Source organism: Gordonibacter massiliensis (ex Traore et al. 2017), from assembly GCF_019731765.1.
GTDB lineage: Bacteria > Actinomycetota > Coriobacteriia > Coriobacteriales > Eggerthellaceae > Gordonibacter > Gordonibacter massiliensis.
The window spans coordinates 37,965-53,282 of sequence record NZ_JAASIO010000014.1 but is presented as its reverse complement, the minus strand read 5'-3'; the positions used below and the strand labels follow the sequence as shown (position 1 = coordinate 53,282).

Sequence of the window (15,318 nt, the reverse complement as noted above, 5' to 3'; positions counted from 1 at the left end):
TTACCCTTTTGCCCTTGCGTATCCTCTCCAGCAAGCGTTGCCGTTCGGGCTGCGCCAAGCAATCGAGGAAAGGATACGCCATGTGCTTCAGACCGCCCGCTGCCGATAACGGTCCTATGAAATGTCCAGCCTGCGGAGCCGAGGTGGCTCCCAACGCCACCGCATGCCCCCAATGCGGCAACACGTCGCAGGCGCCGAGCATGCGCGCTCCGGGTGCGCCGCCGGTACCTCCGGCGCCGGGTGCGCCGAGCGCTCCCACGCCGCCGCCCGCGCCTCGTTCCTAAGGCCGAAAGCCTGCGCCTAGGCCGATCCGCCTAGGCGCTGGGCGCAGGGTGCTCGATACCGCTTGCGCCTGGCCCTCGCGGTAACCCCGACCCGTAACCCTCGCGCATAACCCATGCGATGCCATAGGTTGGGGTCATGAAAGTTGCCGCCGCGTTCAATAAAGTAGGGTCATTGCAAAGGGAGATTTCCGGGAACTGCTCTTTTCAACGCATTGCATCGAACAGGTAAAAGGAGAGAGGGGAACGATATGTCCGAGAGCATGGTCGGCGTGCCGAACAACCACGTCGACGAGAACGGCATCCGCTGGCGGCGCACCCGCTGCCACATGTGCCATATGAACTGCGGCATCTTCGCCGGCGTCGACACGAAGACCGGCAGGCTGGTGGAGCTGCGGCCCAACGACGACGAGGGCGCGGTGCTGTGCAACCGCCTGGGCGAGAAGGGCGAGCGCGCCATCAAGTTCCACTACCACCCCAAGCGCATCAACCACCCGCTCAAGCGCGCGGGCGAGCGCGGCGAGGACAAGTGGGAGCAGATATCCTACGACCAGGCCATCAAGGAGATCTCCGAGAAACTCCAGGCCATCGTCGACGAGTACGGCCCCGAGGCGCTCGTTTCCTCCGAGGGCACGTACCGCTCCGACCACCTGTGGGCGCGCAGCCGCTTCACCAACCTGCTGGGCAACCCCGGCAACGTTATCGACCCGGGCACCATCTGCTGGTGCTGGAACTACTCGCTGAACATGGCCATGGTGGGCTGGCCCATCGAATCGATGATGCCCGCTTCGCCGCAGCTGTCCCAGACCATCGTGAACTGGGGCAAACGCTGCTCCGAATCCTACGCTCCCGAAGCGCCGCTGTGGCGCACCATCAAGGGCCGCACGACCGTGAACGAGGAGTCCCCGGCGCAGATGATCGTGGTGGACCCGGTGTGCATCAGCGAGGCCGGCCAGGCGGATATCTGGCTGCAGCCCTACCCGAACACCGATTGCCTCATCTCGCTGGCGTGGATCAACTACATCATCGAGAACAAGCTCTACAACGAGGACTTCCTGAAGTACTGGTCCAACGCCGTGTTCCTGGTGCGCACCGACACCAACAAGCTCCTGCGCGCGAGCGAGGTGTCCGCCGACGGCCTGCACGACGACTTCGTGGTCTGGGATCAGGTGACGAACGACACGCTTTGCTGGTGCTCCGACGAGAACCGCTACTACGCGCCCGAGGACGCGCCGGTGGACGCGGCGCTGTACGGCACCTACGTGGTGACGCTCGCCGACGGCTCGCAGGTCGAGTGCCGCACGGCGTTCGACGCCATCGCCGCGCGCATGGCGCAGTACACGCCGGCTTACGCCGCCAAGGTGTCCGGCGTGCCCGCCCGCAAGATCGAGGAGGCCGCGCGCCTGTACGCGACGAACGGCCCCGCCTGCATCATCTGGGGCCTCGGCGGCGGCGACCAGCACGGCAACAACGCCTCGAGCTTCGGCATCGCCAAGACCATCCTGCGCATCCTGACGGGCAACATCGACAACCCCGGCGGCGAGTTCGTGGGACGCCCCGCCGACCCCAACGCCGTGGGCAAGGAGAAGCTCTACCCGGTGCGCGACGCCGAGATGGAGCTCTCGCACCTGCAGAAGCCCGAGAACCAGTCCAAGTACATCGGCAACGACCGCTTCCGCGTCATGGCGTGGCCCGGCTTCAAGATGATCGACAAGAACTACCGCAAGATGTTCGGTCTGCCCCGTCCGATGCTCCATCAGATGCTGTGCTCGCCGGCGCTCGTCATGGACGCCATCCTGGACGAGAAGCCGTATCCCATCAAGGCGATGATCGCGTGGAGCTCCAACCCGCTGGCCTGGGCGCCGAACACGAAGAAGATGTACAAGGCCCTGAAGAAGCTCGACCTGCTGGTGGTGTGCGAGTACTGGAAGACCCCGACGGCGGCGCTGGCCGACTACATCATGCCCGCGGCGGACTGGATGGAGCGCCCCATGTGCACCACCTCCGAGGACTCCATGGACTTCATCACCGTGGGCGATCGCGGCGTGGAGCCCTTCGCCGAGCGCCGCATGGACTACGACTTCTTCCGCGCCCTGGGCTGCGCCATGGGGCAGGAGGAGCACTGGCCGTGGGAGACCTACGAGGACCTCATCAAGTACCGCATCGAGCGCGTTCCCGACCTCACCTACGAGAAGGTGGTGAACGACGGCACGTACTTCCCGTATCCCACCGAGTACTACAAGTACGCCCAGCGCCTTGAGAACGGCCAGATCTGCGGCTTCGCCACGAACTCGCGCAAGGCCGAGATCTACGCCTCGGTCATCGAGGATTTGGGCTACGACCCGCTGCCGGTGTACCGCGAGCCCGAGTCGCCGCTCGGCAACCCGGAGATGGCCAAGGAGTATCCGCTGCGCCTGACCACCGCCGGCCGTATCAGCCCGCTGTACCACTCCGAGATGCGCACGCCCGGCCACGGCACCCGCACCGTCGCCCCGTATCCCCTGACGTGGATGCACTTCAACGACGCGCGCGCCCTGCACATCAAGGAAGGCGACTGGATCTGGATCGAGACGCCCATGGGCCGCATCCGCCAGAAGGCTCACCTGGGCTGGGACATCCCCGAGGGCGTGGTGCAGGTTCCGCCCAGTTGGTGGTATCCGGAGCTGCCCGCCGAGGAGCCGTGGTCGCAGGGCGTGTTCGAGGCCGCCGCGAACGTGCTCATCGACGACGACCCGGACAAGGCCGACCAGATGACGGCCACGTGGAACTGCCGCGGCCTTCTGTGCAAGGTGTACCCGTGCATCGATCCGTGCGACGGCTCCGACGACAACGTCCCGGCCGATCAGTACGACGGCGCGCACGACACCGTGTGGGACCGCGCGTACGAGAACTTGGGTTTCTGGGAGAAGAAATAGCGCGAATTGACAGCGCATAGCGAGAAAGCCGCGTTCTTAAGCCTTTCTTGCGGTCAATAAACGTTCCGCCGGATCGCTGCGTGGCGAGATCCGGGCAAGATCCGGCGGACTATCTCAGGGGATGGGTTAACAGCTGAACAATTCAACAAAGGGGATGGTGGTTGATTTGTCTACTCTATCTACGGCGCGCTACGGCGTGCTGGATCGGCAGCTGAACAACAAGGAACGATGGCTGTGCTTCTGGGCGCTCTTCCTGTACGGGTTCATGACGTCGTTCATGTTGTTCAAAGCTTCGTCGGTGCTTCCTTACATCGCATCTGACTTGAGCATCGCTTCGGGCGATGTCGGCATGGTCATGACCAGCTTTTCCATTGCCGGCTTGATCCTTGCGTATCCCGGTGCGTGGATCATGCGCAAGGTCGGCATGAAGTTCTCCGTCATGATCGTGGTGGTCATATCCATTATCGGCACGGCCCTTGGCTGCGTTGCCACGACGTCCGAGATGTTCTTGGTTTCCCGTGCTATCGAGGGTGTGAGCTACGGTTTGTTCTCGGTCATGGGGCCGAATCTCATGCCGCGCCTGTTTCCCTTGAAGAAGCTTGGATTGGTGATGGGCGTTTGGTCTTTGTGGATGCCCGTCGGCAGCGTGTGCGCGTTCGTCATAACGCCGCTTATGTTCGACGCGTTCGGATGGCATTCCGTGTGGTACGTGGCCGTTGCCCTGCAAATCGTGGCCGGCGTCGTCTTGTTCGCGTTCATGAAGCTGCCGAAGATCGCCGAGAACGAGATAGTCGACGGCGATCCCACCAAGAAACGCGACACTTCCAAGAACTTCGTGTTCGCGGGTCTCATGATGCAGGTGGCGTTCACCGTGTGGTGCTTCGTATACCTGGCCAACATCAACGGGCTGTACCCGACGTTCCTGCAAGAGGTCAAGGGCCTGTCGGTGTTCGACTCGAGCATGCTGCCCACCGTGCTGGCCTTGGTGACCATCGCCCTCGGCACGTTCGCAGGGATCGTCTCCGACAAGCTGAGCTCGCGCAAGACCTTTGCGGTCGTCGCCTACGCCGTCGTGGCCGTCACGATGTTCACCATCGGCTTCACCGAGGATCCCAACGACATGGCGAGCCCGTGGGCGACGATGTTCATTATCGGCGTCTGCGGCAGCGTTCTTCCCATGGCGACGAGGTCGATCGTCCCGGTTCTCTGTCCCGATCCGAAGAAGACTGACTACGTTCTCGCCACGATGACCTTCGTCACGTGCGTGGCTCAAGTGTTCGGCGTGGCCGCCAGCCAGTCCGTCCAGGCGCTCGGCTGGAACGGCAACGCGGTGTTCGTTCTGGGCCCCTTGAGCATGGTCGCGGCGGTTATCGTGCTGGTGTTCGTCACTTCGGACAGGAAGGCGACGGCGGCTTTGCGCGAGGCCGAGGCCAAGATCGAAGCGCAGGTGGGCGAGCTCGCGATGGATTGACGCGGGCACATCGCTCGAAGACGGCGTAGTTTGTCCGAGGGCGCCGCGTCAGGCGATGCTCTTTGGCTGGTAGGCGGATCGTTTGATAGAAAGGGTCGCATATGGGAGCTTACGGGCCTCCGGCGGGGTTCTACCGCAACAAGCCGCGCGTGCGCATCGACGCGTTGCTCTGCACCGCTTGCATGCGATGCGTGCGGGCGTGCCCTCGCAGCGACGTCCTCGGCGCCGTCAAGGTGAAAGGCAAGTTGTTCGCAAGGGTGCAGGGTGCTGAAAACTGCGTCGGCTGCGGACGCTGCGTGAACGCCTGCCTGACGAACGCGATAGGTCTGTACTTGGTATAGGTTGGTTTTCCGCAGAAATGCGGTTGTAGAGAAAGCAATAAGGAGGAAGTTATGAGTGAAGCAGTTGCCGACAAGTCGGCATACGGCACATCGGCGGTCGCGCAATGGGGAGTTGCCGACGACCAGCTGAGCATGGGCAAGAAGTGGCTGAGTTTTGCCGTGCTGTTTATTTTCGCCATCGGGTGCGTGTTCCAGTACATGATGGTTCCCCCGATTCTCCCCCAGGTCGGCGGGGCGTTCGGAGCCGATCCCAACGATTTCGGCATGATGATGTCCGTGTTCGCCATCGTCGGCATCATCGTCGCGTATCCGGCGACCTGGATCATGCAGAACGTCGGCGTGAAGATGGCCGTCATCGTGACGGCCGTGGTGAGCGTAATCGGAACCGCCATCTGCCTCGCGGCCGGTGACTGGACCATGATGCTGGTGGGCCGCACCCTCCAGGGCTGCTCCTTCGGCCTCATCGCCGTTATCGGGCCCAACATCATCCCCCGCTTGATTCCGCTGGGCAAGCAGGGCTTGGCAATGGGCATCTACTCCATGTGGTTCCCCGTGGGCCAGGTCATCGCGACCTTCACGGTGCCCCTCGCCTACGGCGCCTTCGGCTGGACGTCAGCGTTCTGGATGTCGCTCGTCATCCTGGTCGTGACGGTCGCGGTCTTCGTGGCGCTGTTCAAGCTGCCCTGCATCCCCGAGAACCTTCTCGCTGAAGAGCGCGTGAAGGCCAAAACGGGCAAGATGCGCAAGATATTCTTCGCGTCCGCGCTCATCGTCGGGTTCTCGTTCGTGGGCTTCGAGCTGGTGTTCTACGCCTACAACGACTTCTTCGCGACCTACGCTCAGATGGTGATGGGCATGGACGTCTCCGTCGCCTCCAACGCCATCCTCGTCGCCAACCTGCTCACCATCCCCGCCGGCGTCATCACCGGCATCCTGTGCGACAAGACGAACCGCCGCAAGGAGATACTCATCGCCGGTTACGTCGTGTTCGCGGTGCTGTTCGCTTTCTTCGCCTGGTCGAACACCGGCAACGAGACCATGTCCTGGGCGTGCGCGATCGTCTTGGGCATCGTTCCGTTCTCCGTCATCCCGGTGTGCACGCGCTGCCTCGTGCCGGTGCTCTGCCCCGACCCCAAGAAGTGCGACTGGGCCCTCACCGGCATGGCAGTGGGCACGACCCTCGGCGGGTTCGGTGCCGGCTTCTTCATGAACCTCGCGGGCGCCCTGTCGTGGGCGACGGCGGGCATGATCTTCGCCATCATCCCGGCCATCACCGTCGTCGTGCTCTTCTTCACCAAGGGCGACCACAGCATCATGGTGGGCGAAGAGGCGAACGCTTCTCTCGAAGCAGCCAGTGCTTCTGAAGCTGAATAGGTAGCACGCTCCGAATGCGTCGACTCCGCTGCGCGCAAGAGGGCGGCGGAGTCGGAACGGGGCGCATGAGAAGGCGCCTCGAGTTCGGAGCATCGAACGAGTTTCGTTCACGATTCTCTTGAAAGGAGAAAACCATGTCAGAAAAGACCGCTGACAAATCGGTCGTCAAGTGCCTCGGGTTCTGCGGCTTCGGTATGGGCTCCAACATTACCGAGGTCGACGTGAAGGACGGGCGCGTGGCGCGCATCCGCCCGCTGCACTACGACCAGCTGTACAAGCCCGAGGATCTGAACGCCTGGAAGATCGAGGCGCGCGGGCACGTGCTCGAACCGGGCATGAAGAGCTATCCGCCGCCGCTGTCGGTGGCGTACAAGACGCGCACGTACTCGCCGAACCGCATACCGTACCCGCTCAAGCGCGTGGACTGGGATCCGAACGGCGAGCGCAACACCCAGAACCGCGGCACGTCGAAGTTCGTGCGCATCTCGTGGGACGAGGCATGCGACCTCATAGCCGCCGAGATCAAGCGCATCCAGGAGGAGGCCGGCCCGTTCTCCATCCTGGCGCAGTCCGACGGCCACGGCGAGACGAAGAACGTCCACGCCGCCCACGGTTGCCAGACGAACCTGCTGAACCTGACCGGCGGCTTCCTCAAGCAGGCCCGCCAGCCCGACAGCTGGGAAGGCTGGTACTGGGGCGCCAAGCACGCCTGGGGCATGGACCCGGTGGGCATGCAGACCATCACGACGAACGTCATCAAGGACATCTCCGAGAACGGCGACGCCGTCTTCTACTGGGGCGCCGACCCGGAGACCACGCCGTGGGGCTGGGGCGGCCAGATGGCCAGCCGCCTGTGCTACTGGTTCAACGAGATCGGCGTGCTGTCGGTGTTCGTGGCGCCCGACTGCAACTACGCGGCGGCGGTGCACGCCGACAAGTGGATCCCCGTGCTGCCCAACACCGACGTGGCGCTGCAGCTGGCCATCGCCTACGTGTGGATGACCGAGGGCACCTACGAGAAGGAGTACCTGGACACGCATGCCGTGGGCTTCGATTGGTTCGAGTACTACGTGCTCGGCCGCGAGGACGGCGTGCCGAAGACGCCGGAGTGGGCGGCCGAGCGTTGCGGCGTGCCCGACTACCGCATCAAGGCGCTCGCGCGCTACTGGGCCAAGCACAAGGTGTCCATCGCCCACTGCAACGGCGGCGGCTACATCCGCGCGGCCTTCGCGCATGAGCCGGCCCGCATGGAGGTGTACCTGCTGGGCATGCGCGGCGTGGGCCAGCCGGGCGTGAACCAGTTCCAGATGATCGAGTGGCAGCTCATGGACGTGAAGACGCTCAACCCGCTGCCCTCGTGCAGCGTGCTGCCCTCGTCCGAGGGCGCCTACCGCGGCGCGACGATGGACTTGAGCGAGCCGTTCATCCCCAAGACCATGATCCACAAGGCCATCACCGAGCCGTCCATCGAATGGCACGGCCACGTGATCGCCGGCATCGACCGCGCCGACCAGCTCATCCCGTTCAAGTACGCGCCCGAGCCCGGCAAGGGTATCCGCATGATCTGGTCCGACTCGCCCTGCTGGTCGACGTGCTGGAACGGCGGGCACGAGTTCCAGGACGCGCTGCGCCACCCGAACCTCGAGTTCGTGCTCGTGCAGCATCCCTGGATGGAGAACGATTGCCTGTTCGCCGACATCATCCTGCCGACCTCGACCACGCTCGAGCTGGAGGACTTCAACGTCGACGTGCGCAACGGCCAGTGGAACGCCATCGCCTACGAAGGCCAGGCGGTCGACCCGGTGGGCGACGTGCGCACCGACTACGAGGCCGTGGGCGAGGTGGCCCGCGCGCTGGAGAAGCTGGGCGGCGTCTACGAGAACCTCTACGAGCGCTACACCCACGGCAACGAGGTCATCGACTGGATCGAGAAGGGCTTCCGCGAGTGCGGCATGCCCGACGGCGACACGGCCGACTTCGACCGGTTCCTCGAGGACCGCTTCAAGCTGTTCCCGACGAAGGAGGACTGGGAGGAGGCTCCCGCGGGCCTCATCGGCTTCTACGAGGACCCGGAAAACAACCCGCTGCTCACGCCCTCGGGCAAGATCGAGTACTACTCCACGACGCTGGCCGAGACGTTCCCCGACGATCACGTGCGCGGCCCGGTGGCCCACTGGATCGAGAAGGGCGACGGCCACGACGACCGCATCTCGAGCGAGCGCGCCAAGGAGTACCCGTACCTGCTGGTGACGAACCATCCGCGTTGGCGCGTGCACGCGAACCACGACGACGTGCCCTGGTTCCGCGAGCTTGCCACGGGCAAGGTGGTCGGTCCCGACGGCTACGGCTACGAGCCCTTGTACGTGAACCCCGCCGACGCCGAGAAGCTGGGCTTGGCCGACGGCGACATCGCCGGCATCTACAACGAGCGCGGCATGGTGCTGGGCGGCGTCATCCTGTCCGAGCGCATCATGCCCGGCGCGGTGTCGCAGGACCACGGCGCGCGCTGCGACAGCATCGTGGTGGGCATGGGCGGCCTGGACCGCGGCGGAGCCAACAACCTCATCTGCCCCTCGGCCACCACGTCGAAGAACGCGGCCGGCGAGGTGACGAACAGCTTCCTCGTGGGCGTGAAGAAAGTCGACGTGTTCGAATTGGCGGAGCAGTACCCCGAGGCGTTCGCGCGTTCCTACGACGCGGCGTGCGGCCGGGTGCTGGACAGCCTGATTGTGGAGGAGTAACCATGAAAGCGTTTCTGATCGACGTTGCGAAGTGCAACGGCTGCCATAACTGCCAGATATCCTGCAAGGACGAGCACTGCGGCACCGCCTGGATGCCCTATGCGGCCGACCAGCCCACGTGCGGGCAGTTCTGGTGCAAGGTCGACGAAAAGGTGCGCGGCAGCGTGCCGGTGGTGCGCGTGTCGTACACGCCGCTTGTGTGCGGCCACTGCGCCGACGCGCCCTGCATGGCCGCCGCCAAGGACGGGGCGGTGTACCGCCGCGACGACGGGCTGGTGATCATCGACCCCGTCCGCGCCAAGGGGCAGCGCGCCATCATGGAGGCGTGCCCGATGGGCGCGGTGTACTGGAACGACGATTTGGACCTGCCGCAGAAGTGCACGGGCTGCGCGCACCTGCTGGACGACGGCTGGAGCGAGCCGCGCTGCGTGGACGCCTGCCCCACGGGCGCGCTGGCGTTCGGCGAGGAGGACGAGCTCGACCTCGCGGGCGCCGAGTTGCTGGAGCCGGTGGCCGGTTTGGGGGCGCACGCCTGGTACAAGAACCTGCCGAAGCGCTTCGTGGCCGGCTGCGTGGTGGACTTCGAGGCACGCGAGGTGTGCGTGGGCACGGAGGTTTCGCTGCTGGACGAGGCGGGCGCCGAAGCGGCCTGCATGACCACCGACGACTTCGGCGACTTCATGTTCGACCAGGTGGAGCCCGCCGCCTACACGGTGCGCATCGCCGGCAAGGAGCTCGCCGCCGACGCGCGGGAGAAGGACGTCAACCTGGGCGACGTCGCCTGCGCGTAAGCGGGGCAGGTTGTTCCGTCGGCACGGCCTTGGCGGCAAGGGCGTGCCGACGGTCGGCGCAGCGTTCGGAGAGGTTTGCGAGAAGCTGCGATAGAAGGAAGGAGCGTGGTAAGGGTGGATGGATATCGACTGGTCGAGCATGACAAGCCGTTCCGCTACGACGAGGACGGCTTGCATGTCACGCGCACGAGCGCGTGGTCGGGGCCGGGGTGCCACATCGGATGCGGGGTGCTGCTGCACACCGACGACGACGGGAGGCTCGTCAAGGTCGAAGGCGATCCCGAGAACCCGTTCAACGGGGGAAGGCTCTGCAACAGGTGCCTGGCGTTGACCGAGGTGGTGTACAATCCCGACCGCGTCGTCACGCCGCTCGTGCGCGACCGCGCGCGTCGCGGCGAGGACGCGTGGAGGCGGGCGACGTGGGACGAGGCGTTCGAGATGATCTGCGAGCGCTTCGAGGACATCAAGGCGCGCTACGGAGCGTGGTCGATTCCGTTCGTGCAGGGCACGGGGCGCGACATCGCTCCGTGGATCACGCGCTTGGCCTGGTCGTTCGGAAGCCCCAACTACATGTTCAACATGTCGGGCATGGCGTGCTACCTGCCGCGCGTGGCCGGCTGCGCCGCCACGACGGGCAGCTTCTGGGTGGGCGACTTCTCCCAGCAGTTCCCCGACCGCTACGACAATCCCGCATGGGAGCCCCCTGCCTATATCATGGTGTGGGGCAACAATCCCCTGGTCGCCAACTCGGACGGCTTCTACGGCCACTGGATGGTCGACGTCATGAGGCGCGGCTCGAAGCTCATCGTGGTCGACCCGCGCCTGACGTGGCTCGCGTACCGGGCCGAGCATTGGCTGCAGATCCGGCCGGGAACCGACGCCGCGTTGGCGCTCGGCATGATCGACGTCATCGTGCGGGAGGATCTCTACGACCATGACTTCGTCGACCAGTGGTGCTACGGCTTCGAGGAGCTCGCCGCTGCGTCGGCCGCCTATCCGGTGGACAAAGTGGCCGAGATAACGTGGATCTCCGCGGAGAAGATACGCGCGGCGGCGCGCGCTTGGGCAACGGGCGGATCCGGCGTCCTGCAATGGGGTCTTGCGGTCGACACGACGAAGGAGTCGCTGCCCGCGGCGCACGCCATCGGCGCTTTGTGGCAGATATGCGGCTTCTGCGAGAAGCCGGGTTGCATGATCGTGCCTCCCGAGATACTTGCCTATTCGGGCGGGTTCGGACGCGAGCTCGTCACCGAGGAGATGGACGCGCACCGCATCGGCCTGGACAAGTACGCGCTGTTGAAGTTCGGCTTCCAGGTGGCGTCGTCCGACGAGGTGGTGAAGGCGCTCGAAACGGGGGAGCCCTACGAGCTGCATGGCGCGTGGATTCAGACGTCGAACTTCCTAGCCTGCACGGCAACCGATCCCGACCGCACGCTCGAAGCGTGGAAAAAGCTCGACTTCGTGGTCGTGGTCGATCTCTTCATGACCCCCACGGCCATGGCGCTGGCCGACGTGTTCCTGCCCGCGTGCACTTTCGCCGAGCGCAACGGCATACGCGTGGGCGACGGCGCGCAGCGCGGGGAGACCATCAACAAGGCCGTCTCCGTGGGCGAATGCAAGCCCGACGCGCAGATCGCGCTCGAGATCGGCAAGCGCTTCAACCCCGAGGCGTGGCCGTGGGACACGCTCGAGGACATGCTTTCGCACATCTTGGAGTGCACCGGCTACTCGTTCGGGGAGCTGCAGGAGATAGCGCCGGCGTACCTGCCTTTCGAGTACGGTCGCCACGAGAAGGGCCTGCTGCGCCCCGACGGGCAGGTGGGCTTCAACACGCAGACGGGCCGCATCGAGCTGTGGTCGACGTTCTACCATGCGGCCGGTTTGAACCCGGTTCCGTACTTCGAGGAGCCCGCCGAAAGCCCGTTGTCCACCCCGGAGAAATTCGAGGAGTACCCGTTCGTGCTTTCCACCGGCGCGCGCAACTGGTTCATGTTCCATTCGGAGCATCGCCAGGTTCCGCATCTTCGCGCCGGTCGTCCGGATCCGATCGTGCAGATGCATCCCAAGGCCGCCGCGAAGCTGGGCGTGCACGACGGCGAGTGGGTGTGGCTGGAGAACGAACGCGGCCGCTGCAAGCGCGTGGTCGAATGCACCGAGATCATGGACGAGCGCGTGCTCATGGCCGATCACGGCTGGTGGTTGCCCGAGGCGCCCGGAGCCGAAGAGGACGGCTTGTACGGCGTGTTCGACCTGAACGTCAACCAACTGCTGCCCTCGTACGTTCCCGGCGAATCCGGTTTCGGGGCGAACTACAAAGCGGTGCTGTGCCGGGTGCGCAGGCTCGAGGAAGGTGAGTGATCATGGCTGGATGGGGCATGTTGATCGATTACGAGTGGTGCACCGGTTGCCACACCTGCGAAACGGCGTGCCAGATGGAGCATGGGTTTCCCGTGGGGCAGTTCGGGATCAAGCTCACTGCCGTCGGCCCGTACGAGTACGCGCCCGACGCATGGCAGCTGGCCTACGTTCCCGTGCCCACTGACCAATGCGACTTCTGCGCCGACCGCGTGGGCAGGGGCAAGCTGCCGACGTGCCAGCATCATTGCCAGGCGCAGTGCATCGAGGTGGGGCCCCTCGAGGAGCTGGCGCGGAAAGTGACGGCCAAGAAGAAGCAGGTGCTGTTCAACAGATAGCGCCGTCCGAGGGCTCGCGCGCCTTACGGCACGCGAGCCCTCATCGCAAGAAGGGGAGGATGCCGCATGGGGTGCGGGTACGCGTGCATCGGCTGCGGCCGGTGCCGAGGGGAGTCGAGGAAGCTCAACATCACCACGGTGTGCTTCCGTTGCGGGCACGACAACGAGCCGGGCGCGAGGCGATGCGTCCAATGCGGCCTGGAAATGCCTCGTCCGCCCCGACCGAAGGCCTCCTCCGACGCGGAGGAGGCCCCGCGCGCCCTTTAACGTAGGCGCTTAGGCGCAGTTCGCCGTCTGTTATGGTGCAGTCGCATCAGGGAAATCGCGTACGGCGCCGTTGGGCCCTTCGGTTCGTACCGTCCGCCAGCCGCGGTCGCCGCATGCCGCTTCCGGCTTTCCGTTCGCCGGCGCGATGTCGGCCCCGTTCAAGGGTTTTCCCCGTGGGGAATACGCCAAAAATCATATATTGACCTGCGAAAACAATAAAAAGTAGAAAACCGCTCGCCGTCGATATCGCGCCGCTTGATGACGCCTGCGACCGGTCGGCGAGGTGACGGTTCCCAGCGACCGAGTTGATCGTCTGAACAACAAGACCGCCTTCCTATCATGAGGACAACGATGGCGTGCCGCTCTGACGGTGCCGCCGAGACGTGTGAGGAGTGATAAGGATGCCGTGGTTCGACCAATTCCCGTGGCTCATCGCGTTGGCGCCTTTCGCGGGGCTGTTCCTGTCGGCCGTCGTCAAGCGAAGGGATCCGGCAGTCATCGGCGACCGTGTGTACCGTCACGATCCCCCTGCGCGCGTGTCCCATTGGACGCACGCGCTCGGCGTGGGCTTCTGCCTGGTGTCCGGCATCGTCATGGGCGCGCGCTTCACGCCGGCCTTCGTGGCCGACGGGCCCGATGCCATCCTGTGGATGAACGTCCACTTCGTGGCCGCCGTGTCGTTTCTGTTCGGCACGTTCTTCTATCTGGGCAACACCGTCATCTCGCGCTACCGCTTCAAGGAGCACTTGCCCACGAGGCACGCCGTGGATTACACCATCCGCCATTACGGTCGCACGATCGGCATCAAAAAGTTCTCGATGCCGCCCGAAGACAAGTATTTCGAGAGCGAGAAGGTCGCCTATATCATGGCGCTTGCCTGCTCCATCTTGCTGGTGGTGTCCGGTTTGGTGAAGGCTCTCGCGCATGTCGTGCTCACCCTGCCCGACGCGTTCATGAACGTGCTGACGTGGACCCACGACATAGCCGCCGCGCTCATGCTGCTGTTCTTCGTGGCGCACGTGTTCTTCGCCGTCATCGCGCCGTTCTCGTGGAAGACGTTCCCGTCCATGTTCACCGGTTGGATGCCGCTCGGCGAGGCCGAGAAAGAGCATAAGGGCTGGTTGGCGCGCCTTGCAGCCATGGGGCGCGTAGAGGGGGCGCCCGCGCCCGTCGCCGCGCCCGCCGGCGAGGAGCCTTCGGATACCGGTTCCTCTCAAACCGTTTCGGCGGCTGTCGAGCAAGGAGGGCAGTGATATGTGCGATGAGTTTTACAGCCACCGGGCGCATACGCTCGACAGCCAAGAGGCTCGTGCCGTGGAGCGCTCGATCTTCGAACGCCCAGCCTCCCGGAAGGGCAGGAAAAGCGAATTCGAGCGAAAGCCGGTTCTTGCCGCGCCGATCGACCTGTCGATCATCGAGGGCTACTTCAGCGAGAAGCAAGCCGACCAGTCTGGTTCCAACGTTGCCGAGCAAGGTGCTTGCGGCGACGGGGAGAGCGGCCCGGAAGCCCCGGCGAATCAGGCTCGGCGATCTGCGGGACAAGCGCCGGATGCGTTCGTCGCGGGGCACCCGACGCTTGGAGGCAAAGCCGACAGTAAGGAGCGGGGCGAATGACGAAAACAGGACAAAAGGCCTCTCGGCCGCCCGAGGCCGCTGAGAAGGGCGGCGTTTCTCGCCGCCAGTTCCTCGCGGGCGTGGGCGGGTTGGGCGTCGGCGCCTTGTTGGGCGGCTCGCTCGCGGCCCTTGCGCTGCCCGACAGCGTGTACGCCGTTCCGGCGAGCCAGGGCTACCTGCTGGTGGACACCAAGAAGTGCGGCGGTTGCGAAAGCTGCATGCTCACCTGCTCGCTCGTGCACACCGGCAAGGAGAACCTCGCCTTGTCGCGTATCCAAGTGGCGAAAAGCGCGCTCGCCGGCTTTCCCCAGGACTCGGCGCAGTACCAGTGCCGCCAGTGCCCGTATCCCGAGTGCGTGGAGGCGTGTCCGACCGGCGCCATGCACGCCGACGAGGCCACCGGCGTGCGCACGGTGGACGAGGGCAAGTGCATCGGGTGCCAACGCTGCATCTCGGCCTGCCCCTTCACGCCGTCGCGCGTGCAGTGGAACTTCGAGGAGCGCCACGCCCAAAAGTGCGACCTGTGCAAGAACACGCCGTATTGGAATCGCGAGGGCGGCCCCGGCGGCACGCAGGCGTGCGTGGCGGTGTGCCCCATGAAGGCCATCTCCTTCACCGCCGAGCTTCCCGTGCAATCCGACGAAGGCTACGAGGAGAACATGCGCAACATCCACTGGTCGAACCTGAGCTTTCCCATCGACGACGCGGGAAAGGTCTCGGCGGAAACCTATATGCGCGCGAAGGCGGCGAAGCCCGCTGGCGAAGACGCCTCGACGGACTCCGGAAAAATGGCGTAGGCAGACGATGAACGCAACCGCGGACGAGGAGGC

General features: G+C 64.8%; 11 protein-coding genes. All 11 read left to right on the top strand.

The window, feature by feature from the left end; translation table 11 throughout:
• Positions 1-532 precede the first annotated feature (532 nt).
• The 11 genes from HCH03_RS13590 to HCH03_RS13540 all read left to right on the top strand — a co-directional run bounded on the left by HCH03_RS13590 (position 533) and on the right by HCH03_RS13540 (position 15,285).
• Positions 533-3,196: a molybdopterin-containing oxidoreductase family protein gene (locus tag HCH03_RS13590; RefSeq protein ID WP_221689924.1), complete on the top strand. Its 2,664-nt coding sequence runs from the start codon at positions 533-535 to the stop codon at positions 3,194-3,196.
• A gap of 166 nt (positions 3,197-3,362) precedes the next feature.
• The gene (locus tag HCH03_RS13585; protein WP_221689923.1) at positions 3,363-4,667 is read left to right on the top strand and encodes an MFS transporter; all 1,305 of its coding nucleotides are present in this window, start codon (positions 3,363-3,365) and stop codon (positions 4,665-4,667) included.
• Between the two features lie 101 nt (positions 4,668-4,768).
• Positions 4,769-5,008: a 4Fe-4S dicluster domain-containing protein gene (locus tag HCH03_RS13580; RefSeq protein ID WP_221689922.1), complete on the top strand. Its 240-nt coding sequence runs from the start codon at positions 4,769-4,771 to the stop codon at positions 5,006-5,008.
• A gap of 51 nt (positions 5,009-5,059) precedes the next feature.
• Positions 5,060-6,382 carry an MFS transporter gene (locus tag HCH03_RS13575; RefSeq protein WP_221689921.1) on the top strand — a complete coding sequence of 441 codons (1,323 nt, stop codon included), beginning with the start codon at positions 5,060-5,062 and terminating at the stop codon, positions 6,380-6,382.
• 134 nt (positions 6,383-6,516) lie between these two features.
• Positions 6,517-9,123, top strand: a complete 2,607-nt coding sequence (locus tag HCH03_RS13570; protein WP_221689920.1) for a molybdopterin-dependent oxidoreductase — start codon at positions 6,517-6,519, stop codon at positions 9,121-9,123.
• Positions 9,124-9,125: 2 nt separating this feature from the next.
• Positions 9,126-9,914 (top strand): 4Fe-4S dicluster domain-containing protein, encoded by a 789-nt coding sequence (locus HCH03_RS13565; RefSeq protein ID WP_221689919.1) that lies wholly within the window; start codon positions 9,126-9,128, stop codon positions 9,912-9,914.
• A gap of 114 nt (positions 9,915-10,028) precedes the next feature.
• A complete protein-coding gene (locus tag HCH03_RS13560; protein WP_221689918.1) occupies positions 10,029-12,272 on the top strand; it encodes a molybdopterin-dependent oxidoreductase in 2,244 nt (747 codons plus the stop codon).
• Positions 12,273-12,274: 2 nt separating this feature from the next.
• The gene (locus HCH03_RS13555) at positions 12,275-12,607 is read left to right on the top strand and encodes a 4Fe-4S binding protein (RefSeq protein WP_185905972.1); all 333 of its coding nucleotides are present in this window, start codon (positions 12,275-12,277) and stop codon (positions 12,605-12,607) included.
• A 668-nt stretch (positions 12,608-13,275) separates the two neighbouring features.
• Complete coding sequence (locus tag HCH03_RS13550) at positions 13,276-14,127, top strand: cytochrome b/b6 domain-containing protein (RefSeq protein WP_221689917.1); 852 nt, start codon at positions 13,276-13,278, stop codon at positions 14,125-14,127.
• 1 nt (position 14,128) lies between these two features.
• Positions 14,129-14,488 carry a hypothetical protein gene (locus HCH03_RS13545; RefSeq protein WP_221689916.1) on the top strand — a complete coding sequence of 120 codons (360 nt, stop codon included), beginning with the start codon at positions 14,129-14,131 and terminating at the stop codon, positions 14,486-14,488.
• Complete coding sequence (locus tag HCH03_RS13540; RefSeq protein ID WP_221689915.1) at positions 14,485-15,285, top strand: 4Fe-4S dicluster domain-containing protein; 801 nt, start codon at positions 14,485-14,487, stop codon at positions 15,283-15,285. The genes HCH03_RS13545 and HCH03_RS13540 overlap by 4 nt, the downstream gene beginning before the upstream one ends.
• Positions 15,286-15,318 lie beyond the last annotated feature (33 nt).

What these genes read in the sequence shown, in the direction of transcription:
- HCH03_RS13590 (WP_221689924.1), top strand. Translation starts at nt 533, where the DNA reads ATGTCCGAGAGCATGGTCGGCGTGCCGAACAACCACGTCGACGAGAAC.
- HCH03_RS13580 (WP_221689922.1), top strand. Translation starts at nt 4,769, where the DNA reads ATGGGAGCTTACGGGCCTCCGGCGGGGTTCTACCGCAACAAGCCGCGC.
- HCH03_RS13575 (WP_221689921.1), top strand. Translation starts at nt 5,060, where the DNA reads ATGAGTGAAGCAGTTGCCGACAAGTCGGCATACGGCACATCGGCGGTC.
- HCH03_RS13570 (WP_221689920.1), top strand. Translation starts at nt 6,517, where the DNA reads ATGTCAGAAAAGACCGCTGACAAATCGGTCGTCAAGTGCCTCGGGTTC.
- HCH03_RS13565 (WP_221689919.1), top strand. Translation starts at nt 9,126, where the DNA reads ATGAAAGCGTTTCTGATCGACGTTGCGAAGTGCAACGGCTGCCATAAC.
- HCH03_RS13555 (WP_185905972.1), top strand. Translation starts at nt 12,275, where the DNA reads ATGGCTGGATGGGGCATGTTGATCGATTACGAGTGGTGCACCGGTTGC.
- HCH03_RS13550 (WP_221689917.1), top strand. Translation starts at nt 13,276, where the DNA reads ATGCCGTGGTTCGACCAATTCCCGTGGCTCATCGCGTTGGCGCCTTTC.
- HCH03_RS13545 (WP_221689916.1), top strand. Translation starts at nt 14,129, where the DNA reads ATGTGCGATGAGTTTTACAGCCACCGGGCGCATACGCTCGACAGCCAA.
- HCH03_RS13540 (WP_221689915.1), top strand. Translation starts at nt 14,485, where the DNA reads ATGACGAAAACAGGACAAAAGGCCTCTCGGCCGCCCGAGGCCGCTGAG.